Raw genomic sequence first — 25,749 nt, 5'->3', positions numbered from 1 at the left:
TTTTATACCGGCACGTGTTACCATAAGGTTAACAATGGGGGACATAAAAAATCCCCGCCCGGGAAGCCAGGCAGGGATATCATCCATGTGATTTTTTCTGTAAAAGCTATTTTATATAGTCCGGGTTCTGCTCCAGCTTCGCGTCCTTATTCAGGTCGATTTCTGATTGCGGAATGGGGAGGAGGTTATTATGGTCCATGATGGTAGGACCGGCTACCGGGTTGTATTTCTTTGTTCTGGCCACCAGGGTTTCGGTACGGGCCAGGGTAAGGCGGCGATTCTCCTCACCGGTAAGTTCGCGTGCCCGTTCGTCCAGAATAAAATCCAGCGTTACCTGTGCGCCGCTGACACCGGCAACATTTGCGCGTGTGCGCACTTCGTTGATGCTGATGGCCGCATCGTCTGTTTTATTCTGCATCAACTGTGCTTCGGCCTGCAACAAATACGTTTCGGCGAGGCGCATCATAATACGGTCTTTGTAGGTATTGGTTACCAGCACATCGGAAGGATCGCTGTAGTACCATTTGGTGTTGTGCGCATAGGCGTTTTGTGTGGTATCGAGGTTGCCTGTAAGCACCACGCGCTGTCCGTACCTGGCGTTAGCCGGATTATTGTAGTAATAGTTACGACGCAGGTTGTAAGGAGAATTGCGCATATCGTTCGGCTCATACAACTGGTACACCCACCAGTTCGTCGGACGAATACGCCCGATACCGCGGCCACCCAGTGAATCGGCTACCAGCATACCTGATACGTTCACATAAAAAGGCACCCATTCCCTGCGGTGCTGGTCGCCGGTATTATCGGCAGGCAGGCCGCCACCGTTCACGTTGTACTGTTGTTCTACTACCCATATAGCTTCGGTGTTACCCTGACTGCGACGTTGATTACCATACACGAACATATCGTAAAAAGGGTCGCCTGGCTTGTCTTTATTTATACCATAGCGGGCTTTTACCAGCGAAAACAGGTTGCTGCCAATTATGGCCTTAGTGGCTATTTCAGCACTATCGCCCTTACCCGCACGCAGGTAAGCTTCGGCGAGCAATTGTAATGCAGCCGCCTGGTTTATACGTCCCTGCGATGCTACTTTACTAATATCGGGGAGGTTTTCGGAAGCGTATTTCAGATCGCTGATAATAAGGCGCAGTACTTCGGCTTTAGTAGCCCTTACATAATCCGTTTTAGGTGCCGTAACCGGTGCTGTTAAAACCGGCACACCCCCAAACAGGATCGATAAAAAGTTATAAGCATAACCACGGTAGAAGCTGGCTTCTGCAATGTATAAAGCCTTTTGTGCTGTAGTTAATGTAACAGCCGGACCATTAGCCGCCTGTATAATGTTATTGGAAAGATTGATGATTTTGTAACACCAGGTCCAGTGAAACTTCGCACTGGCATCCTGCGGTATCAGCTGTTTGTAGTCCTGGAAGCCCGACATATAAGCACCCACTATTTGTCCGCCCACAGCAATGTCTGTACCTACTGCCAAACTGGCCAGGCCTCCCTGTACACTGGAGTAATCATTATTGCGAAAAGTTGTCTGCAAACCTGCAATAGCAGCCCTGAAACCGGCATCGTCGATAATGGCGTCGCCGGAGTAACCCGCTTTAAAATCTTCTTCCAGGAACTTATCCTGGCAGGCGGTAAAAAGTACAGCTGCTATAAGAGCCATACCCATGCGATATATAAAAGTTCGTTTGTTCATGTTGTTACTTTTTTTAACTAAGCACTTATTGTAAACCGACATTCACACCCACAATGATGGTACGCACCTGCGGATAATAACCGCTGCCCTGCTGAGTACTCCTGTCCGCGGGGTCGGCCTCCGGGTCCCAGCCTATCCAGTCGGTTATGGTGGCTAGGTTACGACCGCTGATGTAGGCGGTCATATTGGCAATGCGGTAACGGTTCAAAAGTTCTTTCGGTACGGTGTAGCTGAACGTAATATCTTTTAAACGGATGTAGGCAGACGACACCGGGTACAGGTAACCACGCGAGTTTTCGAATGCCAGTGACGGAGCGGTGTTGCTTTTGTTTTCGGATGTCCAGTAAGGCATCGCAGCTGGCAAATTGATACGCCCGTTCTGATCGCGGTTATCGTACGTTGGGTTCGACTTCGTGCCCCCCTGGGATGTTTGCAGGAAGATGTTGAGCGTAAAGTCGCGGTAAGTAAAGGTGTTGGTTAAGCCTGCCAGGTGCCTGGGCAACTCTGTACCCTGGTACACCCTGTCTGCAGAAGTAATACCTTTCACACCATCAATATCTGCGAATTTCAGGTAACCTGGTTTGGCAGTAGCATCACTGGAAAAGTCTTCTCCTTCCTGCCAAACACCAATTACTTTATAATCATAAATGGCCCGCAGTGGTTTACCGATGAACATCTTATTACCCACATCATCTTTGTTATCACCATACAGATCAACGATTTTGTTCCTGTTAAAGGAGATGTTGAAGTTGGTAGTCCAGCCAAACTGACTGCTGCGGATGTTTTCGCTGTTCAGGGTAATTTCAAGACCAGTGTTTTCTGTTTTACCAACGTTATCGAGGATGGTGGAATAACCGGAAATAACCGGAATACTGCGGTTCAGCAACAGGTCGTACGTGTTCGATTTATAGGCTTCAACACTACCGCTGAGTCTTGAGTCGAGTACACTGAAATCGAGGCCCACATTTAACCCTTTGGTGCTTTCCCACTGCAATTGTTTATTACCTAACGTACCTGGAATTACACCAATAGCCGTTACGCCATCGTAAATGTAAGCTGCGGTGCCATACTGGCTGATCGTTCTGTAAGGAGATACGCCCATGTTGCCGCTCAGGCCGTATGAAGCACGCAGTTTAAGTGAATTGATAACCGGCACACTCTTCATAAAAGACTCGTTGGTGATATTCCATCCCAACGCCACAGAAGGAAACGTACCATACTTTTTACCCGGACCAAAACCCGAGTAACCATCGTGCCGTACAGTGGCAGTAAACAGGTACCTGCTGTCGTAATTATAGTTTACCCTTGCCATTTGCGATACCAACTGACTACCAACGTTACGTGAGGCGGTGGTCTGGTTCTGGCCGGCAGCAAGGTTATGGTAAGTAAGCGCATCGTTAATAAAGGTGTTAGCGTTGGCCGATACCAGCTTCATTTTTTCCTCCTGGGCACTGTATAATAACGTTACATCGAAGTTGTGTTTATCAATGGTTTTGGTGTACGAAAGAATGTTTTCCACCAGCCAGTTAACACCTTCTCCGGCTGTTACGCTGGCCGTTCCTTTCATATCACCCATATTACGCCCGGTATAAGATGCAGTATCGCCTTTTACTAACCCGGCCGATACATTCAGCCTGTATTTCAGACCGGAAATAAGGGGCGACAATTCCAGGTAAGTATTGCCACTCAGGTTGCGGTTGCGGTTCAGGTACGGATTATACAAACCCAACAGGGGATTGGTATACAGCGTTTCCGGGTTCATAGGGTAAATGGCATAATCGCCATTGGTGCCGTAAAGATCACCGTACGGGCTCATCACAGTGGCCATATAAAGGTTAGCCACACCACCATCATAGTTGTTGTTCACAAAAAACAAATTCGTGCCCGACTTTAACCACGAAGTAATGTTGGCCTCGAGGTTAGAGCGGATGGAGAAGCGGTTGTACTGATACCCTTTCAGTATACCTTTTTCTTTCAGGTAGCCGCCCGACAAATAATACTTTACATTATCCGTACCGCCTGATATGTTTAGTTCGTGATTATTGATAAGGCCCTGTTGTTGAATTTCGTCCATCCAGTTAACAGCAATCCCTTTTTCGTAGTTCTGCTGCTCTGCAAGGTTTGGCACTACCGGTGCATTGGAAATACCTTTCTGTGTAACGAAATCCTTATACTTCTGCACATACTGCGCTGCGCTCATGGGCTCTACGATATGTCCTGCATTTTCGATGCCGGTATAACCGCTGTAAGTAATAACCGGCTTGCCCGTTTTACCGCGTTTGGTAGTGATCATCACCACACCGTTCGCACCGCGTGCCCCGTAAATAGCAGTAGCCGAAACATCTTTCAGGATATCTACAGAGGCGATGTCGCTCGGATTAATATCATTGTACGAACCAGAGAAAGGCGTACCGTCCAGCACTACCAGCGGGTTGTTGCTGGCGGCAATAGATTTAACACCGCGGATATTAAAAGCCGCTACACGGCCCGGCGCGTTACTGCCCGCACTGATGTTAACACCTGCCACTACGCCCTGCATAGCCTGCAGCACATTTGTAACAGGCAGCTTAGATAAACGGCCGGCTGGAATGGAAGATATAGAACCGGTAACGTCGCTGCGTTTGCGGGAGCCATACCCTACTACTACCACCTGCTCCAGTTGTGCGCGGTCTTCTTTTAACACCACATCGATTACGGTGCGTTTATTTACAGGGATGCGCTCTGTGGTATAACCCATATAGCTAAATACCAGGGTAGCATTTACCGGAACATTTTTAATGGAGTATACACCTTGTGCCGATACGGCTGTGGCCTGTTGCAGCCCCATTACCAGTACCGTAGTGCCCGGCAGCGGGCCGCCCTTTTCATCGCTTACCTTACCGTTAACGGTAATAAGCGTGTCGAGGGCGGCAGGAGCTGCGTCTGCGGGCCGGGATCGGGTAATGATCATATTGTGTTCCACGGTGTAGCCAATTGGCTGGTTTTTCAATGCCTCGTCCAAGACCTGGCGGATAGGTGCATTATCTACATTTATCGTAACCGGCGAGGTGTTCGCCAGCAATTTTTCTTTATATACAATAGATACCCCCGTTTGGCGGGAAATCTCTTTAAAAAGCTTACCCAGTGAGGCATTCTTCAGCGAAAGGGTCACATTTTGCGACACTCCCTTGGCACTAATATGTAAACAGGCGACCAGTAGCAGCAATGCGGTCATTTTCATAACCAATACAATTTTGGCTGATAAAAACTTTGTTGTATACAAAGTCTTACCACGAAAGCGTAAATTCATACTTTTGTAGCGTTTGGGAATTCTGAAATAAATTGTCTTTAACCGGAATAGTTGTTTTACGGATTACCCAAATCTTTTAAACAGGGAGTGTTACCAGCACTCCCTGTTCTTTTACATATGGGTGTTCCCTGAAATCATAGATCTACATATATCTTATAATTGGTTGTTCTTATAATACGATCACTTTTCTACCTTCTATACGGCACTCTACGCCGTTCACGTGTAATAGTCTGAGAATGTCCGACAGTGGCAGGTTACGGCTAATACGGCCGCCAAAACCGTCGGAATGGTTACGTCCTTTATATTCTATCTCCACATCGTACCAGCGCGCTATCTGGCGCATAATAACGGGGAGTGCTACATCATCGAACTCGAAGAAGCCTGTTTTCCAGGCAATCACTTTATCTAAGTCAACGGTTTGTACCTGTACTTGTTTGTTTTGCTGATCTAATATCGCCTGGGAGCCTGGTTTCAGGATGTTTTGTGTGGTGCCGCTGATCACTTTCACCGCTCCCTGCAGCAGCGTGGTGGCATGCAGCTTTTCGTCTGCATAAGCCATTACGTTAAACCGGGTGCCTAATACCTGTACTTCCATACCATCCACCTTTACTTTGAAGGGTTTCGTATGGGCGGCTATCTCGAAATAAGCTTCTCCGGTGAGCGTTACGCTTCTCTCGTTACCGGTGTAGGCTGTAGGAAAAGTGAGAGATGATGCGGCATTCAGCCATACACGGCTGCCATCGGGCAGGGTAACCTGGTACTGTCCGGCCTTTGGCGTGGTGAGGGTATTAAATACGGGCGCAATGTTTTGCGCTGTGCCTTCGTATTTCAGATGTCCCTGTTGCTGGCTAACACCGTTCTGAATAACCCGGTTGCCGGCGCTGTCCAGCTCCACGGTGCTGCCATCGCCCAGGGTGAGCACTGCTTTATCGCTACCCGGCGCCACATCATTGGCGGCCGGTTTAGTTGTGTTAACGGTAAGTGGTTGCGCCGGGCCTGGTGCTATCCAGTGGTAAGCACCTGTTGCCGCCAGCATAATAAGTGCCGCAGCGGCTGCATAACGGAAAACGGGCCGGCGGATAAAGGCCGTTTTACGCGCAGGTTGTATGCTTTGCATGATCCGCTCCTGCATACGCAGGCTTGCTTCGGGGGAAATCTTACCCGGGTTGGCCATGGACTGTTCGTACACTTTGCGGTTATGCTCCACCAGCAAACGGGCTGCCTCATCGCTTTCCAGGTAACTGAAAAGTTCGGCCACTTCCTCCGGTGTGCAGGTACCGTCGGTGTACCGCTGCATTAACTCCCTGTAATATTGGGCACTGTGCTGCATAATCGGGAACACATTAAGGTGTTCTGATAATAAGACAAAAAACAAAAGGGGTAAGGTGGGTGCAGGTAGAAAAAAAGTTTTACGAAGGAATATTAAGGGGTGGAAACGGGCTATGGCACTGTATTCAGCCGCCGTTGTGTCACTCTCTTCAGCAGCTGTAACAACATTGGGCAACATCCAGTTATTCCCGGTCGCGGCGATGTATACGCCTACTTCACATTTGCAAAAAGGAGAAAGAAAAGTACGATGTCGCCATGCTCAAACAGGTACACCTTCAGGAAACGCATGGCATATACCATGTGTTCTTTTACGGTATTGCGCGACAGGCCAAGGATTTCGGCCGCTTCGTTATAGGTTTTGCCCTCTTCGCGGCAGAGCAGAAACACTTTGCGGCGCTGAGGCGGCAACTGGTCGATGGCGTGTTTCATTAAACGTTCGTACTGCTGCATTTTAAGGGGACTAACAGCGGCTTCGGGCACCAGGGGGGCCAGGTGTACCATTACCTGCTCGCGCAGTTCGCGGTCGGAGGCTATTTGTTTAAGGCGATTGATAGCGTGATTGCGGCAGGCGCGGTACAGGTAGGCGGAAAAAGAACTGGTTATCTGTACACGTTCCCGAAGCTCCCAAAGCTTCACGAACACATCGTGCACCAGGTCTTCGGCAAGTGCCGGTACTTTTACAAAACGGAGCAAATAGGTGTATACTCCTGCATGATAACGGCGATAAAGTTCCGCAAAAGCGGCTTCACTCCCTGCAGTAAATAAATTCACCAACTCCTCCTCTTCCGATCCGCTATATTTCATTTACGAACTTGTTTACCGGAATACCCCGCATGTGCAGTTATTAATTGTTGATCTGGTCGATTAAATTTGGTTCGTCTAATTGGTATTCCCGGCTCTCAGATAAATCACAATCCGGCGGCATGCCGGCTACGGTTTTTTCAAAAATAAACAAAATGTCAGAAAAGAAAAGAGGGCTTATTTTTTACACTTCCAGTCGGTGTAGTAGGTATGTGAGGAAGAACTGCTGCTAAAGGCAGTGTAGGAAGTTACATAACCAATGGCGTTTACCACGTGGGCGGTGTATTCCTTGCGCTCCAGCCTGTAATTGCCCGACCATGACTCGGCAGACTTACGCAGGTGGTTAGGCCGCAGGTGAAGATAACCCAGCGACTCCAGCAGGTTAATACCGATCATGGCATCGCCGCGCTCTTCGTCGTACACTACGCCTTTTACCGGCGGCTGCGAATAATCGTAGGTGTATACAAAGCGAAGACCTGTGGTATCGCGGTCGGCTATGGACGTTATATTGCCCTGGGTATCGTAGGTTACGTTAAATACCCCATGAAGATCGTGCCCCCAGGTAAATTTGGACAGGCGACCGTCACTATTATAAAAGAAGTTCATGGAAAGCTTAAATCCTGCCTTACCCTCTGGCGCGGAACGGAACATGGTTTGAACAGCCCTGCCCAAACTGTCGACGGTAGCTACTAACACCTCATGCCCGTCTGTTGGTCTTATCAGCGACACACGATTGCTGTCGCGACTCACCTTTAAATCAAAATGACGGCCATAATTGGCTGCTGTATTGGCCTGCAGCGAATAAGGCTCGCCTGCGGCATTATAGGTTTTGCGGAATATATAGGGATAACCGTTATCAATCTTCTCTGTACCACTGCCATTGCCCCAGCCAAAACGTTCTGGCTCACATTGCAATGCCGCATTAGTATCATAAGCAGCTGTTACCGGATTAGGTGCATCATCGGTCTTTTCGCACGAAAAGCCGTGCGAACATAATATAATCAATAGTACCACCCGTAGCAGGATGCTAACGTATTTATGACCCATAGTAAATTGCGTTAAGCAATAAATGATGCGAATAAATGGTGGAGATTCAAAAGATATGAGTTAACGGAATAGGGGGATCTGTCAGATAATAGTTTCACAAAAGTAGGCAACTTATAGTTGCCGGGCGTGTGAGGCGTGTTATATTTTTGATTTTAATATTAAAAATAGGGTAATATGACAGGAGGAACGGCCTATAATACCGGAGAAATCAGAAATCCGGGTACAGTGATCAGGGTAAAAAAAAGACCGGGCTAACATCGCCCGGTCTTCATTATTACACTAAGTACTTTATTTAACGAACTTCTTAAATACCGCGATGGCATTGTGACCACCAAAACCGAATGTGTTACTCATCGCCACGTTGATTTCGCGCTCCTGTGCTTTACCAACTGTGAGGTTAATGCCCTGCGGCACGTTAGGATCTACGTTGGTAGTATTGATGGTGGGCGGGACCAGGCTGTCGGAAATTGCTTTAAGACAGGCAATGGCTTCGATCGCACCGGCGGCTCCCAGCAGGTGACCGGTCATTGATTTGGTAGCGCTCACGTTCAGTTTTGACACATGATCGCCAAACAGGGTGTGGATCGCTTTCAGTTCGCTGAGGTCGCCAAGCGGGGTGGAGGTAGCGTGGGCGTTGATGTAATCAACGTCCTGGAGGGTAAGCTCACCATCTTCCAGCGCCTGGGTCATACCCAGTCTTGCACCAAGACCTTCAGGATGCGTAGCGGTAAGGTGATAAGCGTCGGCCGTCATGGCGCCACCTACCATTTCTCCGTAAATAGTAGCACCACGGGCAATGGCGTGATCGTAATCCTCGAGGATAAGCGCACCAGCACCTTCGCCCATAACAAAACCATCACGGTCCACGTCAAAAGGACGGGCAGCGGAAGTGGGATCGTCGTTGCGGGTAGAAAGGGCTTTGAGGGCATTAAAACCAGCGATACCTGCACGGGTGATCGGAGCTTCCGAACCACCGGCAATGATCATATTGGCTTTACCCATACGAACATAGTTGAACGCATCTACCAACGCACTGTTGGAAGAGGCGCAGGCCGAAATGGTACAGTAGTTAATACCCATCAGGCCATATTTCATAGCTATCTGTCCGGCAGCAATGTCGGAAATAAGCCTTGGAATGAAGAAAGGATTGAATTTAGGAACAAAGTCTGCCTGCGCAAACTCAACGATCTGGTCTTCGAAGGTTTGCATACCACCGTTACCGGAAGCCCAGATAACACCGAATTTAGTACGGTCTATTTTCTCGAGGTCCACATTAGCGCTCTGCATGGCTTCGTGCGCCACTACCATCGCGTACTGGGTAAAAAGGTCCATTTTACGGGCCTCTTTCCTCTCGATAAAGTCATCGATGTTGAGCCCTTTCAGCTCACAGGCGAATTTTGTTTTGAAGTGTGTAGTATCAAACCTGGTAATAGGTCCTGCGCCACTTTTGCCGGCTTTCAGATTATTCCAGAATGTATTAACGTCGTTACCAAGCGGCGTTATCGCTCCCAGGCCGGTAATCACTACTCTTCTCAGTGTAACAGTGCGCATATTTGTTGTTTCTATAAATTAAGAGCGGCAAATTTACTCACTTATTATTAAGATTACGCATATACATAGAGAAATATTATTATGTCTTTAATTTTAATTTTATCCGCGCAAAGGCTTTACCATCGGCAATTTGCTCCGAACAGGCATTTCTCTTATAAAAATTAATATTAGAACTGGAGGTAAATAGGTAGCATGGGCTCGTCTGTTTTCACCTGTATGAGCAGCCAGATAAACGCTACCATAATCGCTACACTTCCCCATAATGGTAAGCCCGCCAGGCGTAGTTCTATCTTTTCCCAGGTAATATTGGGCAGGAAGTGAAGCAGGAAGCCAAGCGCCATCAGGCCAAACACGATCGGGTAGGCGTTCAGTACGGTCGGTAACAGGTCGGGCCGGAAGTCGTACGCTACCTGGTGCAACAATGCTGTAGCGGCCTCAAAGGTTTCTGCATGGAAAAATACCCAGCAAAAGCATACAAAATGGAAGGTGAACAGGATACCCAGGAACTTCAGTATCCCCTTCTTCATACCCGTCCACTGGTCCCAGCCACGGGCCTTCATCCAGTTGATACGGGATTTATCGAGCCCCAGCAGTGAGCCGTGCATGGCACCCCATAAAATAAAGTTCCAACTGGCACCATGCCAGAAGCCACCGATAATCATGGTGAGGAACTGGTTAATGTACTGCCGCACCTTGCCTTTACGGTTACCGCCTAATGGAATGTACACGTAATCGCGCAGCCACGACGATAAGGAGATGTGCCAGCGGCGCCAGAATTCGGTGATGTTGCTGCTTTTATAAGGGGTATCGAAGTTGGCGGGGATCTTAAATCCTACCCAACGTGCAATACCTATCGCCATATCGGAGTACCCGGAAAAGTCGCAGTAAATCACCAGGGCGTACCCATAAACGCCTAACAGGCATTCTAAACCGGTGCGGCGTGCGGGGTCGTCGAAAATATACTGTACAAAGTTCTGGTTGATAATATCGGAAATCACTACTTTCTTGAACAGTCCTCCAAGTATCAGGTACATGCCCTTACCCATGTCTTCGGCATTCACATGGTAAGGTTTGTAGATCTGCGGGATAAAATCGGCCGCCCTCACGATAGGCCCCATCATCAGTTTAGGGAAAAATGACAGGAAGAAGAGGTAATCCATGAAGTTGGTCACGGGTTTGATCTCTTTACGGTACACATCTATCGTATAACTCAGGTTCTCGAAGGTATAAAAAGAGATCCCGATAGGCAGCAGGATGTGCAGCGGCGTAAAATGCCCGGCCCCGATATCGTTCATCACCCCGATAAAGAAATTGGTGTATTTGAAGTACACCAGCATACCTATATTAATAACGATACTAAACACCAGCAGCGCCTTACGTTTACGCTGATTTTCGGTGGCATGGATAGTATTGGAAAGATAAAAGTCGATAACGGCCGACAGTAATACCAGCCCCACATAATGCCCGCAGGCTTTATAAAAGAAATAAAGGGAGAACAACGTAAACACCCACACCCTGCCGCGTGTGTTGTTAATAACCAACTGGTAACACAGCAGGAAGGCTGCGAAGAAATAGAGAAAAAAACCGCTGTTAAATAATATCGGTTCCTCGGGGTTATACATCAGTTGCGACAACAGCTTCTCTAATGTGAGCATCTTTCTAAAGGTTATGGTATTTTTTAAACGACTTATCTATGGCCTCGTACAATAATGCCCCTTCCATATTATAACCGGTGGCGTTAAAATGAAGGTGATCGCTGCTCCAGCCACGGCTAAAGCGGGCATCTCCTTTCATGATGTTGTAAAAATCCCAGCAGGCCAGGCCGTTCTCTTTACAGTATTTTATAATCTCGTCGCGAATGACCGCTACGTGTGTATTTGTTCTGAACTTACTGCGGTAGTAGGTTTTATACTTACCGTTCACCTTTTTGCGGTAGGGTGTACGTATAGCCTTACCCATACCGCTGGGTGGTGTGGTAAGCAGGAACGCGGTACCTTCCGGCAGCTTATCTCTCAACTCCTGCACCGCCCTGTCCATTTCGTTGCGGAACTGGGCGGCAGCCATGTAACCAAAGGCCTCATTGGTACCTAACGATATAATCACCAACTGAGGATTAAACCATTCGGCCTGCAGCTCCAGCGTATTACCGGCATTGCTGTAGTTCGAGAACATGGCGCCGTTAATGCCGACTGTATGGTAAAGTATCCCCGGTTGCCCGTTCTTCAACACCGCCCCGTAAAACCGGGTATCGGGCAGGCCCGACCAGCGTACATTGAAACTGCTTACGGGATTATCGAACTTCAGCTCTCCCCTCGTAATACTTCTTCCCGGCCCCTGTACTTGTTTTTTATCTATCCCTGGTATATCTCCTCCTTCATAATACAGTTCGGCTGATGTAAAAGTATTCGTACTGTTCCGGAAGCTAAAACTCAAATCGGGTGAGGGCTGCTGCGAATACAAAACTATACCGCCAGGCCCTGTAAACATGTTCGTCCGCTCCACTACCCTTGCCGCACTCCAGCTTGTATTAGAGCCCCAGCGGTAATCATCCGGACCGTTCGTACGGCCTTCGGTGTAGGGAAACACATATCCCCTGCCGGCGTTACCGAATTGCGCCTGTAGCTTAGCCGCCAGTGTACCCGTTAAAAAACCGGCCTGCAGGTGCGAATCGCCCAGGTGCAGTATGCCCGTTACCTCTGCCGCCCCGTTCTCCAGCCGGTCAAAAAAAGGATACAAACATGTATCGTTCAATAACTGGTTAGTTACCGGCACCGCTTTTACGGTGGTTACCTTTTTTGCTACGGGGGCTTTCTTCTTCTTTTTAGTCTGTGCTGTTACTGATACTGTTCCTATGATTAAACCAATAGCAATGGCTACTTTACTGATGCTCTTCCAGCTGATATTCATCCATAATTGCTTTATATAGCAACGCCCCTACTTTGGATGCGCCGCGGAAGTTGAAATGCGTATAATCTTTATTGGCCATGGCCGTATCACTCTCTACCCAACGGGTCATAGAACCTTCGCCTCCCATCGCATGAAACAGGTTCCAGTAAGCGAAACCATATTTGCTCGCTATTTTGTGCTGCGACTTCATCAACGCTTTTACACCGGGGGCGGTAATGTACTCGCCACCTTTACGATACGACTTATCGGCACAACCGACCATTAATATGGAGGTATGCGGCAACATATTACGCAGCGAATCGGCCACCTTGCTCATGGGTTTTTCGTACCAGTCGTAGTTGGTAAGCTCCGGCTTCCACAACACGTTGGCGCCATAATGCAATACCACCAGGTCGTACGGACGCACCTGCTGCACATCTTCCCACATACCGCGACTCAGTTTTGCCAGCTCGATGCCGCTGATGCCGCGGAAAGAGAAGTTATCTACGAAAATGCCTTCACCGCTTTCGAAGGCTGCTCCAAATACAGGCAAATGCTCATCGCCATTAAATCTCAGTGTAAGGTCTTCGCGCGTGGTATCGGCATGCAGGGTAAGAGCGTTTAAGTCTTCATACCCCTGCACCGGGTAAGTATGATCGTTGATCACCAGGTTGCCGGCGGCCTTACCATACAATATACTCACTTCTTCGAAATGGTCGAGGTGCGGGCGTTTCACCGGCGCGTACCTTATCCAGCTGGAGCCCGACGGGTAAAAGGTATGGCCCGATAAACCGAGCATAATATTGGAAGGGGGATCGTTTTTGTAATGATAGTCTTTCCAGTTGGGAGAAAAAGTGTGGACAATACTGCCGCGGAACGAAGCCACTATCGAGGTCGCGGGTACGAAGCCTACACCATTACCGCCAAACTGCGATTGCAACAGGTCGCGGAGGTCCTGGGTAATAAGGTCGCCTTCGATCATAGAGTCGCCGAAGTAGGCAATACGTACTTTTTTACGTTTACCCGCTTTGAGTTCACGCAGGGCGGTCATGAAGTATTCTATACCGGCAGAGGAATCGCGGGGCACCAGCATGCCGTAATCTACCAAACCATCATAGGTAAGGTAATTGCGGGGAGCCGCAGCGCGGGCAATAGTAGCCGAGTCGCCTGCAGGCTTTAATATAGTGGGCAGTTCAGGATCTTCAAAGTCGGAGGAGTCTGCAGGTTGTGCTTTCAGATCGGCCAGTATATCTACCTTTTTAAAGGTATGACCGCTAAAGGAGAAACTATCGCTTATAAAAGATAAAGCGATAAGGCATACCAGCGTAGTGGTGATAATAAAGAGCGGGTAGGGATTCTTGTTTCCGGTAGACGATGACATAAACAACGAATAATCTTAGGTAGTGGACGCCATCCAAAACGAGTTTACAGTGATGGATATTGTTTACGCTGCAAAGCTATTCTTTTGCCAAATTCAATTCATCATCCAGCTCATATAATTTGTAGCGTTTAATCATGGCCGATACTCTCGTAATCCATAGATCACCGGCGCTGGAGTAGCCGGAGTGCGACATACTCCTGAGCCAAACACTCACATCAGTAGTGCCTTTTAACTTACTAAACCACTTCTTTTTGGCAATAACTTTAACAAAATGTTTATACGATTCCTCGGGCGTTTTATACTCTTTGTACTTTGACCTGTAGGTTTCACCGCGTTTGGCCAGGTTGTTTTTACCAACAATACCAAAGTGGTTCTTCAGCAGTTTGGCGTTACGGCTGGTACCCATGCCCGATTCAAGCATAGCCACCCCCATTATTACACTGGCCGGTATCCCGGTTTCCTGCATCAGGGAAACCGCTACCGGGGAATACTCTTTCAGGTAGGTTTTTGCAGTGCGTGTTTGCGCGTGCGCAAACATGCTGGAGATGCAAATCCCACCGATGAGTATGTTCCTTCTGATATGTTTACGAAGACGCATCAAGTTGACAAATTAGGTTTTACCAGGGGCAATATTAAGACAAATTGCAGAAAGAATGCATATATATACGATAAAAGTACAATAAATTAACAATTTCACCTGTTCGCTCCAGCCATAAATAAATGGGTTACAGCCGGTTATACCCCGATGTTAAAAACCTTCAAATTTTCCACATTACTAGTTTAAGGAACCCAGCTCTAGGATTTCTATCGGGCCGCCGTTGCGTCGCACTCTTCAACAGCGGGTTCAGTATTGAGCCCTCTTTTTACCTCCTATGGCGGTGTATACACTATGCCCTGCTCAGCATCATTGGGCCATCAGTGGGAACCTGATACCCTTGAAACTATCCTGCACAACCTATAGATCTTTGTCACATACTTGTCAGTTAACCCGTATTTGATCCGTATATAACCCGTATATAACCCGTAGATAATCCGTATCTATATAGATACGGATTATCTACGGGTTAACTATGGTTTAGATACAGGTAGAGGTATAAAGATCCTTGAAAGAAGCAGCCTGGAAGTATGGTGAGTGTATGGTGAAGCGGAGGATAAGCGGAGGGTGAGCGGACGGTAAGACACGTTTCAGGCACACGGGTGTGATTGCGACAGTAAGTGAACGACTAATAAACTCCTGCCCGGCCAGCGGTTTGCCGTTGAAAAGTGCGACGCAACGGAGGCTTAATAGAGATCCCACTGTTTGGGACAAAAAAAAGCGGGCCCTTTCGGAACCCGCGTTTTATGTACTTACTACCATTTTCTACTTTTTGAGCACCAGCTTCAGCTCATCGAGCTGTACCTGGTCTATTTCGCTCGGAGCGTCCAGCATTACATCGCGGCCGGAGTTGTTTTTCGGGAAGGCGATGAAGTCGCGGATGCTTTCGCTGCCACCCAGCAGGGAGCAAAGGCGGTCGAAACCGAAGGCGATACCACCATGCGGAGGCGCGCCATACTCGAATGCACCCAGCAGGAAGCCAAATTTGTGATTGGCTTCTTCAGGGCTCATACCCAGTGCGGCAAACATCTTTTCCTGCAAATCGCGCTGGAAAATACGGATAGAACCGCCGCCGATCTCGGTACCATTCAGTACGATGTCGTAGGCATTGGCCTTAATGTCCGCATATTTGCTCAGATCGTTCATCCATTCAATATGCTCCGGTTTGGGCGAAGTAAACGGATGGTGACGTGCTACCCAACGGTTCTCTTCCTCCGCGTACTCAAACAGCGGGAAGTCGATCACCCACAGTGGGGCAAACACCGTTTTATCACGCAGGCCCAGACGCTCGCCCATTTCGAGGCGCAATTCGCTCATGGCTTTACGGGTACGTTCTTCTCTACCAGCCAGTACCAGGATCAGATCGCCCGGTTCTGCCTTCGCCAGTTCTACAAAACCTTTCAGTTTAGTTTCATCGAAAAACTTATCTACAGAGCTTTTCAGCGACCCATCGGCACCGTAACGGATGTAAATGAGGCCGCTCATACCGATCTGGGGGCGTTTTACCCAGTCAGTCAATTCGTCGAGTTGTTTACGGGTGTACTCGGCGCAGCCTTTGGCGGTGATCGCTACTACCAGTTCGGCATCGTCAAACACTTTAAAACCGTTGCCCTGGGCAGCAGTTGTAAAGTCGACCAGTTTCATTTCGAAACGGATATCAGGTTTGTCGTTACCGTAGTATTTCATGGCATCTTCCCAGGTCATACGTGGGAAGGCCTCGTTTATTTCAATGCCTTTGATCTCTTTAAAGATATATTTGGTCATACCCTCAAAGGTGTTGAGGATGTCTTCCTGCTCCACGAAGCTCATTTCACAGTCGATCTGCGTAAACTCCGGCTGGCGGTCGGCGCGTAAGTCCTCATCGCGGAAGCACTTCACTACCTGGTAGTAACGGTCGTAACCGCTCACCATCAGGAGCTGCTTAAAGGTTTGGGGCGATTGTGGCAGGGCGTAGAACTGGTTATCGTTCATACGGCTGGGCACCACGAAGTCGCGGGCACCTTCCGGGGTCGATTTAATGAGGAAAGGCGTTTCAATATCCATAAAACCTCTGCTGTCGAGGAAGTTGCGGGCAGCGCGGTTAACGCGGTAGCGCAGTTCCAGGTTTTGCTTCACCGCATTACGGCGAAGGTCGAGGTAACGGTACTTCATGCGCAGCTCATCGCCACCGTCGGTATCGTCCTGTATAGTGAAGGGAGGCGTTTTAGCGCCGTTCAGGATGGTATATTCCGTAGCGGTAATTTCTATTTCGCCGGTAGGGATATTCTTGTTTTTAGCGGTACGTTCGGTAACAGTACCTTTCACCTGTATCACAAACTCACGGCCAAGCGGCTGGTTATCCAACTGCTGGCTCAGATTTTCGTCCAGCAACAATTGCGTGATGCCGTACCGGTCGCGCAGATCGACAAACGTAATACTGCCAAATTTCCTTAAAGTCTGTACCCAGCCGGCCAGCGTAACCTGCTGACCAACATGCTCCATGCGCAATTCTCCGCAAGTGTGCGATCTATACATATCTTATGATTGTTCCGTTTTAGTATTTGCTGACAGCGCAGCTTTTGCACTTTGCCGTCAGGGCGTCAAATATACGGTTTGCCGTTCTTAATTTCTATCAGGGCGCGTTAAAATACCGTTTAATATCCGTTTCGGGCAGCATGGGGACCTCTTTCACCAGGTTTTGAGCAAACAGGTGGCCCAGGTACGGTGCCAGGGAGCATCCTTTGGTGCCCAGCCCGTTAAACACCCCCAGTTGCGGCACCGTGGGGTGCAGCCCAACGGCAGGGCGCCGGTTTTTAGTACTCGGACGGATAGCCGCCAGGTGCCCTTCTACCGTGTACGGCACTTTTAACAGCTCGTCGAGGGAGGCCTCGAGCGATTTACGCTGCGCTTCGCCCGGCAGTTCATCCTCGTAATCCCACTGGAAATTGGAGCCAGCCCAGTACAAGTCGTTACCCTGCGGCACCAGCGAAATGCTTTTCTTTACGATATGCTCGTTGCCCAGGCCCGGTACTTTCACCAGCAGGGCTTCGCCTTTATTGAGCAGGAACTGTATTTCGTTCAGGTAATAGTTATGGGCGATAGCGGCACCTTCGCAGAAGATCACGTAACTGGCCGTAATGTCTTTATACTTCAGGCAGTCGCCATCCATGGCCAGTTGCATTACATCTACCTCTTCTTCGTGCAGGCAGCCCAGTTGTTTCAGGTGATTGCGCCAGGCGGGCAATAACGTACGCAGGTCGAGGGTGGCCCCCTTTACCATAGCAGTGCCGAGAGGCTGGTGAAACAGGTTATCCGTAGTAAGCGGTGCCGGTTTAAAATATTCTTTCTGCGGCGCAGTATTACGGCGTTTCTCGAAGGCATCGCGCATTTGCTCCGATGGCCATATATGCAGGATATCCCGCTCCGTAAAGCAGCTTATACCCAGTTTTTGCTCCATCTGGCGATAAGTATCGGCAGCGAAGGGATAAAAAGTATCGTACATCCAGGCCAGTTCGAACTTACGGCCCGACACCGGGTTCATAATACCAGCCGCCACGCGCGACGAACTGTTCGGCTTTTCCACATCAAACACCTGCACACTTTTCCCCTCCTGCAACAGGAACCAGCTCAGCATGGTACCCGCAATGCCTTGTCCTACAATGATAAAATCGGTTTGCATCCGGCAAAGGTGAGAAATTCTGTTTTAAAAAAGAATGGGGGGGATTATTTGTCTGGAATGGTCTTTTTTAGTAAGCCTGGGGGCAGACATAAGAAAGGGGGCACGTGTAGTACATGCCCCCTTTCTTTTATGTGGATGTGATTACTCCGTTACCTTCACCTTAATGCCCGCACTGTGTGCGCTGAACTCCGGCGCATACATGCTCTGCACAGAACTGATGCCATTGGAATAAGTACCGGTGTGCGTTACGAACACCGGGTATTCGAATACATAAGTACCCGGGCGTACTTCAGCAAAGAAGAAGTTAGTAGATGCATCTTTCGTGCTTTCGTAGTAACCCGCACCATCGCGCCAGCGGTAACCGCTTAATACGTTCACCGGCTCGAAGCAGGCAGCCCTCATATCTTTCAGGTGCAGGTATTCCATTTCCTTCTGCACTTTCATGATAATACGAACGGTTACTTTATCGCCCACCTTTAATGGGTTACCCTCCGTGATTTTAGTCAGTTCCGTGCCTTTGCTGCCGGTGCGCTGTATGTACAATTCCTTTTCCAGCGTAAGCGGTGTTGCCGAAGGCGTAATCTTATCCATATCCTGGAAGTACTGCCAGTACAGGCCTCCCCAGGCAGGCTGACCAGTGCTGTTCTGCAACTGTATCGTTACCTTGCCCATATCGGCCGTTACCTCTTTTCCTTCGTAACGTTTCTTGAAATACCCCGTACCAGCTTCGCGTTTTTGTTCGCGGGAATCAATTACCTGTTTACCGAGTTTGATCTGCACCTGCTGTTCTTCGCTCAGCCAGTCGTTACCTAACAGCAGTGCGAAGCAGGCTTCTGCGGTAGCTTTGGTCGTGTTCCAGCTATTAGTCTGTTTGTTTTTCAGCAACCAGGTTTTAAGCGCTGTTACAAATTTGCTGTCTTTGGTAACCGTGCTGAATGCCTCAATCATTAACGCCTGTGTTTCCACGGGGGCCTGGTACCAGTAGTAACCCCAATCTTCTTTCCAGTAAGCGCCTTGGCCGGGTGTTTCTACAGCATGTTCTTTTACAGATGCGAGTATTGCCTGTGCAGTTTTCTCATCACCTTCGCGGTATAAGGCCAGGGCAGCCAGACCTTTACTGTAAGTGCTGTACTTACGCCAGTTCTCTTTTACCTGTTTAAAGTAATGGTCGTATGCAGGCTTACTCACAGCAGGTATCACCCAGTCTTTGTAGAAGCTGCGCATGTATAAATGGTACACCATACTGTAATAAGAACTGGTCTTATTTTTCAGATCTTCTTTATAGCGGTTAAGTATTTGCAGATCGAGGTAATTAATTGCATCGTGCATCATCACTTTCACCTCTTCATCTTTCTCCACCAATGTAATGCCCAGTTGCCTGAGATGCCCGAAGCCGCTGGCAATGTATTGCGTGATGTAATAATTGCCCGGCATATCTTTAAACCAGGAGAAAGAGCCGTCGCTGTTCTGCACCGATCTCAATTTCAGTTTCAACGCATCCATAGAGCGTTCCATCAGCGAGAGATCGAATAACAAGGCAAGGCGGCGGTGTTGTTCAGCTTCGTTCTTCGCTTCCAGCACCCAGGGCGTTTCCTGTAACAAGGCCGACTTCAGTTCCTCATTTAATTCCAGTTTGCTGACCATAGCAGACGTATCGGCCTGCCATTGATCAAATATGGCTTTTACACGCGGCGCGCTGTTTACTAAATGAGAGCCGATAGCGTTTGCATAGAAGCGGTTAAAATTCTGCTCTGCGCATTCATAGGGGTACTCCATCAGGTAAGGCAGCGATTTAATGGCATTCCAAACCGGGTTGCCTGTGAACTCCACCGTAAGTGCATGTTGCTGTAAACCTTCAGTGGTGTCGCTTTGCAGCAGTTTCTCCATATTGAAGGTCACAGGCTCGCTGCCTTGCACAGGTAACGGCATTGTTTCTGTTACCAGCATACGATTGCTGAGTACAGGCAGTGCATTTTCTTCTCCATCGCTGAAATCGCCTGCTTCGGCCACAACCCGGTATACCAGCGCTTCGTTATAACCGAAAGGTATTTGCAGCGGGAAGCTCACCGCCGTGCTTTGACGCGCTTTAACTGTGAAGTGCTGTGTAGGAAAAACATTCTGGAACCAGCCGTCTACGGGTTGCATAGTAGCAGCGTTCAGTAATTCGAGGCGTGCCTGCCCGATGAGTTCTTTGTCGGCAAGACTGCTGATCTTCACTGTTAGATCTATCTTATCGCCTTCGCGGAAGAAGCGTGGGGCATTGGGTTGCACCATTAATGTTTTTTGCGTCACTACACTGGTTTCCAGGTAACCCGACTGCATATTTCTTGTATGCGCCATGGCCATAAAGCGCCATTTGGTAAGTGCTTCGGGGGAAGTGAAGCTGAATGTGATACCGCCTTTTGCATCGGTACGTAACTGCGGTAGGAAGAACGCGGTTTCCTGGAGGTTTTTACGAACGGTGGGAGCGGCTTTAGAAGCTGGTGCGGGCGGAGGGGCGGGCGCTACTGCCACACCGGCAACACGGCCTTCCAAAGCAATATCCAACGCATCTGCAGCCCTCGACCCATATATCGCTACCGAACTCACAGCGCCGGTAACACTCGCTCTTTTCTGCACACCGTATCCAACCACGACCACTTCATTGAGGCCCTGGCTATCAGCCACCGGAGCACTGGCCATGCCACGAATCATGATATGCCCATCCGCAATGCCACGATAGCTCCATCCGAACCAGTTCAGTTGCACGTTCTCAAATGACTTCGTCAATGTTTGCCTGCGCTGCACCTTATACCAGTTCGTGCTATATCCTGACGAAAAGGCTTCGTTTGTCCAATTGCTGTAGTACGAGTAATGATTGCTGTAAAAAGCCGGGGTGTTCCATTGATGGGAGTAAAGCTGGTCAAGCGACGCGTCGTACATGGCGGCCAGCATTTCTGCCTGCACCTTTTGTTTCTTTTCGTCTTTTATACTTATCTGCCAGGTTTGTTGATCCCCCGGCTCCAGTTTATTTCTGAAAGTGGCAAACTGCAGTTTTAACTGCGTATTTTCCGGCAGTACCGGAATATGTTGCCGGCTGGTGTATAAACGATTGTCTTTTACAAATACGTACTCTACATCCAGCCCTTTATCATCCTCTTTCCGCAGCTCCACGCCATAACGCTTTCTTTCCGCGGAAAGGCTTTTCCAGCTGAACGTATGTTTGTAATTACGGGTGATGATCTGCAGGATATTTACATCTTTCGCAGCGGACCCAATTGATGTGTAAACCGTTTCGCCCGGTTTGCCCGTAACATACGCATCGGGCTGCCATAAGTAAGCTGGAATTGTGAGCGAAGGTTTGCTTTCATCTTCCACCAGCTTTGCTGTTTTACTGTACACAGAGTCGCCGCGCGCATCTATGCCTGCCAGTTCAAACAGGTACAATCCGTCTTTCCAGTGTTTAGCGTTTAGCTTCATGTACGGGGCTATACTATCGTATTTTTTATTCCATACTTCCTCTGCACGTGGCCAGTTTTCAGAGCTTCCCTCAGCTTTATAATGATCATTGGGAAAGTATCTCTCAAATTCCTCCTGCTGCATAACGAACTGGTCGGGCACCTGCCAGATACGGCTGCGTTTAGCCACTGCAGGCGGTTGCAGACGGGTAATACGTAATGTTACCGGCGTGGCGATACGATAACCGGCATAGTTCTCCGTAGTTGACCAAATTCCCACACTATCTCTCTTTTTATCTACGCCTACGCTCAGGCTCGTTACTATCGACTTACGCGCTACATTTACAGACAGATCTTCTTCTCTCGTTTCCCCGTTACGATCAGTAACCGCCACACTTGACAGATAATTCTGTAACTCACGTCCGTTCGTCAAAGTGATCGTATCGGTTATAAAACTGAAGTAGAAATTACCCGCACTATCGGTTGAAGTTTCACCTTTTGTCACCAGGTTTTCCTCCCTAACGCCCGGTATTATACCACGCCTGTTATAAGGTGTATAATACGACGTGGAAAGAGCAACTTTATATTCCACGTGCGCGCCATCTATTACACTGCCGCTTAACGCTGTGGCCGTACCTTTTACCCGTATCGTATCGCCGGCGCGATAATTCGCCCTGACGGTATCGAAAGCGATGGAAAATTTCGGACGTTTATATTCTTCCACCTTAATGGAATGCACTTCCCCCTCTTCCTCGTCCTCAATTTCGAATGTACCATTTAACAAACCGGTTGGTATTTTAAAGCTGCCTGCGTAGGAGCCGTACTCATTCGTTTTTACCTCGATGGTGTCTACTTCGTCCCCATTGCTATCTAAAAGAGCGAGGCGACTGGTATAACCCACCTTTAACTTGTCGGGCCCGGCCTTTTCGCTATCATGATCGGTTACAATTCCTTTGAAATACACTGTTTGGCCCGGACGGTAAATACTGCGGTCGGTGAAAAACAGAATCTTTACAGACTTCTCTTTTAATGCGCCCTGTGGCGAGTTGCCGTACAATCCGTCTGCGTACAATGTATCATCCCCCTTGCTGATTTCCAGCGATTGTTCCCAACGGTTTATTACGGGCAACTGCACCATGCCTACTGCATCTGTATACCGTGTTTGTTTTGAAGTGGCAAAAAACACCCTTGCTTTTCCGATGGGTTTACCGTTTTCACGATCCACTACAAACAGCTTGTTCTGATTGTGAAAGTAGGATAAGGAAGAAATTCCCAGCTCCTGTAATGCCACGCTGTTACTGTCTACCTCAAATGTAGCAGCGTCCGATGCCAATAGCAGGTAGTGACCATTGGGCAGTGCATCTATTTTCACTTCGGCAGTATGATTATTGTAATCGCCCGGGTTAGGCACAGGCTGTATCCACGACTTAAGCGCCGGTTTTCCGCTCAGTAACTTCCAGATGCCTTTATTTCCATACACACCGAGCTTCCATAATTTATAGAATGCACTGTCGAGTTGAACAACGCGAAAGTGTACCGCGCTCACGTTTTTATAGTTTACCAGGGCCAGGAAAGGTTTGCCCGGTATATTCACCTTATTGATGATGAACGATATGGTGGGATTGGTAATTTCGATCAGCAACCGTTCGCTGTTAACCGCGCCTTGCGTACCAGGGTATTGCTCCATTGCTTTTCTGCAATAAGCAAGCACCTGCTCCAGCTTCTCTTTTCTATCGGCTGCACCGGCGGTGCTGTATATGTGCTGGGCCAGCCTGTAATAAACTTCACCCTGTTCCGGCAGGCCCTCGTACTCCTTAAGCATACGCTCCAGGGTTTGCTGGTAAGGGGTTTGATCAGACTCATACTGAATGGCATCGTTAGCCTTCACAAAATCGATACGGGCAAGGTCTGCATGCAACATAGCCTCCCGCGATCCCGAAGCCAGTTTAAACGCTAATACCTGCTGGTGTAGTTGCAGGGCTTCGTAGCGCAGGGTCGACAGTGTATCGGGGTTGGTAAATGTATGTTTGATGAAGCCGGCCACGGGGGCGTAGGCCATTTTATCACTGATATAAAAGCGGGAGGCGGCATTGTACCCCGAATTGCCGCCGGAACTGTAGTAACTGAGCGCGCGTGTGCTGAGCAGGTCGTACAGCGTTGGTTGCATAACCTGGGTATTGTTTTCCCGTAACAGGATATCATCATAATGTTTGATATCACGTTGTTGTAACATGCGCGGATCGGCCAGGGAGGCGTGATATGCTTTACTGATCTCTTCATGCAGCCTGTCGGGGCCCCAGCTCTTTATATCTCGGGCGGTGTCGATATCCAGTTTGGTGCGGCTTTGAATTTTGTATTGGTGCTGTTGCAGGAATACCCAAAGTATTTCCCCCTTCATGCTGTACAGGATGGCCTTTGCAGATGGTTTAGCCAGCGGAATGCTTTGGTTGATGAGGGCCAGGTAGCTGTCTACGTTTTCGCGGTCGATGTCTGAATGCATACGGGCCTGTAGCAGCAGGGCTTTGAGCCAGTTTACCTCGCTATCATCTTTAAGGGCGCGGGCGTATATAACCTCCAGTTCCTTTAAGGCCGATTTGGGCAGCGATTTTTCATAATACTCATTTACTTTGCCCCAGTGTGCATCGTAATCAAATTGCTGGGCGGCCAGTTGCTGGCTGAAGAACAAACAAGCAATAATAATAGCCAGGCGATTAAACATAGGGTGATTTTTAGAGTAATGTAATGATTTTGCGGATAAGGGTAACCGGCCCTTCCGGTTAATGATGTAGAAAACGGGTGGATTGCATAAGGGCGGGGGGATTATTTTTCTGTTGTGAGCGGGTTGGAGGATGCGGTGTATACACCGCCGCCATGGAAGAACCAAACGTTGGCCCAATGTCGTTACCGCCGCTGAAGGGAGTGACCTTTAGGTTTGTTGCGCGGTACAACAGGCTATTGCGTAGTGCGAGACGCTGCGGATGCTAAACTATATTGTGTGCCCGCTAACGCGGGCAGTGGTGCTTAGTTTCTGCCCAATAATGTTCAAACAGTTGAAGGGAGTGACACAACGGCGGCCCAATAGTACCACCACCGCTGATCTCAAAAAAAAGAGAGGCACCTTAACAGTACCTCTCTCACCATATTAAAAAGAATCTTTGTTCTTATCAGGCAGGAACACCTTTCAGCACTTCGGCCATTTTCTTGCCAATGTCCGCAGGGCTGGCCACAACGTGAACACCGCATTCGCTCATGATCTTCATTTTAGCGGCAGCAGTATCATCTGCACCACCAATGATGGCACCAGCGTGACCCATACGACGACCCGGAGGCGCTGTTTGGCCGGCGATGAAACCTACTACAGGTTTAGTTCCGTGTTCTTTGATGTAATGAGCGGCTTCTGCCTCCATGCTACCACCGATCTCACCGATCATGATAATAGCGTCGGTTTCAGGGTCGTTCATCAGCAGTTCAACCGCATCTTTGGTAGGGGTACCGATGATGGGGTCGCCGCCAATACCGATAGCGGTAGAGATACCCAGACCAGCTTTAACTACCTGATCTGCAGCTTCATATGTAAGAGTACCGGATTTAGAAACGATACCAATGCGTCCTTTTTTGAAGATGAAGCCTGGCATGATGCCTACTTTAGCTTCTTCTGCAGTAATTACACCGGGACAGTTAGGGCCAATGAGGCGGGTGCTTCTACCCTGGAGATAATTTTTAGCTTTCACCATGTCCTGCACGGGAATGCCTTCTGTAATACAAACCACCAGCGCAATACCAGCTTCCGTAGCTTCCATAATAGCATCGGCAGCAAAGGCAGGAGGTACAAAAATGATGGAAACGTTGGCGCCTGTTTCCTTTACGGCGTCGGCCACTGTATTAAATACAGGGCGTTCCAGGTGCTTGGAACCACCTTTACCGGGTGTAACACCGCCTACCACCTGCGTACCGTACTCGATCATCTGTGTAGCATGGAAAGTACCTTCAGTACCGGTAAATCCCTGCACAATTACTTTGCTATGCTTATTAACTAAAACACTCATCGCGCTTGATTTATTGATTAA

At 48.7% G+C, this 25,749-nt stretch carries 14 protein-coding genes; all 14 read right to left on the bottom strand.

From position 1 onward, the window contains the following. Positions 1 to 106: 106 nt before the first annotated feature. Positions 107 to 1,708 (bottom strand): RagB/SusD family nutrient uptake outer membrane protein, encoded by a 1,602-nt coding sequence (locus QZT80_RS23215; RefSeq protein WP_295127991.1) that lies wholly within the window; start codon positions 1,706 to 1,708, stop codon positions 107 to 109. 25 nt (positions 1,709 to 1,733) lie between these two features. Continuing rightward, positions 1,734 to 4,928 carry a TonB-dependent receptor gene (locus QZT80_RS23210; RefSeq protein WP_295127988.1) on the bottom strand — a complete coding sequence of 1,065 codons (3,195 nt, stop codon included), beginning with the start codon at positions 4,926 to 4,928 and terminating at the stop codon, positions 1,734 to 1,736. Between the two features lie 238 nt (positions 4,929 to 5,166). Beyond that, a complete protein-coding gene (locus QZT80_RS23205) occupies positions 5,167 to 6,327 on the bottom strand; it encodes a FecR family protein (protein WP_295127985.1) in 1,161 nt (386 codons plus the stop codon). Positions 6,328 to 6,536: 209 nt separating this feature from the next. Continuing rightward, positions 6,537 to 7,130, bottom strand: coding sequence for an RNA polymerase sigma factor (locus tag QZT80_RS23200; RefSeq protein WP_295127982.1), 594 nt, complete (start codon positions 7,128 to 7,130; stop codon positions 6,537 to 6,539). Between the two features lie 174 nt (positions 7,131 to 7,304). Further along, positions 7,305 to 8,174, bottom strand: coding sequence for a hypothetical protein (locus tag QZT80_RS23195; RefSeq protein WP_295127979.1), 870 nt, complete (start codon positions 8,172 to 8,174; stop codon positions 7,305 to 7,307). Between the two features lie 288 nt (positions 8,175 to 8,462). Next, positions 8,463 to 9,725 carry a beta-ketoacyl-ACP synthase II gene (fabF, locus tag QZT80_RS23190; protein ID WP_295127977.1) on the bottom strand — a complete coding sequence of 421 codons (1,263 nt, stop codon included), beginning with the start codon at positions 9,723 to 9,725 and terminating at the stop codon, positions 8,463 to 8,465. 167 nt (positions 9,726 to 9,892) lie between these two features. Further along, positions 9,893 to 11,380 carry an MBOAT family O-acyltransferase gene (locus QZT80_RS23185; protein WP_295127974.1) on the bottom strand — a complete coding sequence of 496 codons (1,488 nt, stop codon included), beginning with the start codon at positions 11,378 to 11,380 and terminating at the stop codon, positions 9,893 to 9,895. A 4-nt stretch (positions 11,381 to 11,384) separates the two neighbouring features. Beyond that, positions 11,385 to 12,632 carry a GDSL-type esterase/lipase family protein gene (locus QZT80_RS23180; protein WP_295127972.1) on the bottom strand — a complete coding sequence of 416 codons (1,248 nt, stop codon included), beginning with the start codon at positions 12,630 to 12,632 and terminating at the stop codon, positions 11,385 to 11,387. Beyond that, positions 12,604 to 13,992: a hypothetical protein gene (locus tag QZT80_RS23175; protein ID WP_295127970.1), complete on the bottom strand. Its 1,389-nt coding sequence runs from the start codon at positions 13,990 to 13,992 to the stop codon at positions 12,604 to 12,606. The genes QZT80_RS23180 and QZT80_RS23175 overlap by 29 nt, the downstream gene beginning before the upstream one ends. 76 nt (positions 13,993 to 14,068) lie before the next feature. Then, positions 14,069 to 14,590: a glucosaminidase domain-containing protein gene (locus QZT80_RS23170; RefSeq protein WP_295127967.1), complete on the bottom strand. Its 522-nt coding sequence runs from the start codon at positions 14,588 to 14,590 to the stop codon at positions 14,069 to 14,071. Positions 14,591 to 15,352: 762 nt separating this feature from the next. Beyond that, a complete protein-coding gene (aspS, locus tag QZT80_RS23165) occupies positions 15,353 to 17,101 on the bottom strand; it encodes an aspartate--tRNA ligase (RefSeq protein WP_295127965.1) in 1,749 nt (582 codons plus the stop codon). 97 nt (positions 17,102 to 17,198) lie between these two features. Continuing rightward, a complete protein-coding gene (locus QZT80_RS23160; protein ID WP_295127963.1) occupies positions 17,199 to 18,245 on the bottom strand; it encodes an FAD-binding oxidoreductase in 1,047 nt (348 codons plus the stop codon). Positions 18,246 to 18,386: 141 nt separating this feature from the next. Further along, positions 18,387 to 24,401, bottom strand: coding sequence for an alpha-2-macroglobulin family protein (locus QZT80_RS23155; RefSeq protein ID WP_295127962.1), 6,015 nt, complete (start codon positions 24,399 to 24,401; stop codon positions 18,387 to 18,389). Between the two features lie 445 nt (positions 24,402 to 24,846). Continuing rightward, positions 24,847 to 25,728, bottom strand: coding sequence for a succinate--CoA ligase subunit alpha (sucD, locus tag QZT80_RS23150; protein WP_295127959.1), 882 nt, complete (start codon positions 25,726 to 25,728; stop codon positions 24,847 to 24,849). Between the last annotated feature and the right edge of the window lie 21 nt (positions 25,729 to 25,749).

It is taken from the genome of uncultured Chitinophaga sp., assembly GCF_902168175.1.
Lineage (GTDB): Bacteria > Bacteroidota > Bacteroidia > Chitinophagales > Chitinophagaceae > Chitinophaga.
Note: the sequence above shows the minus strand (reverse complement) of the source record. Positions and strands in the feature narration are given on the sequence as shown.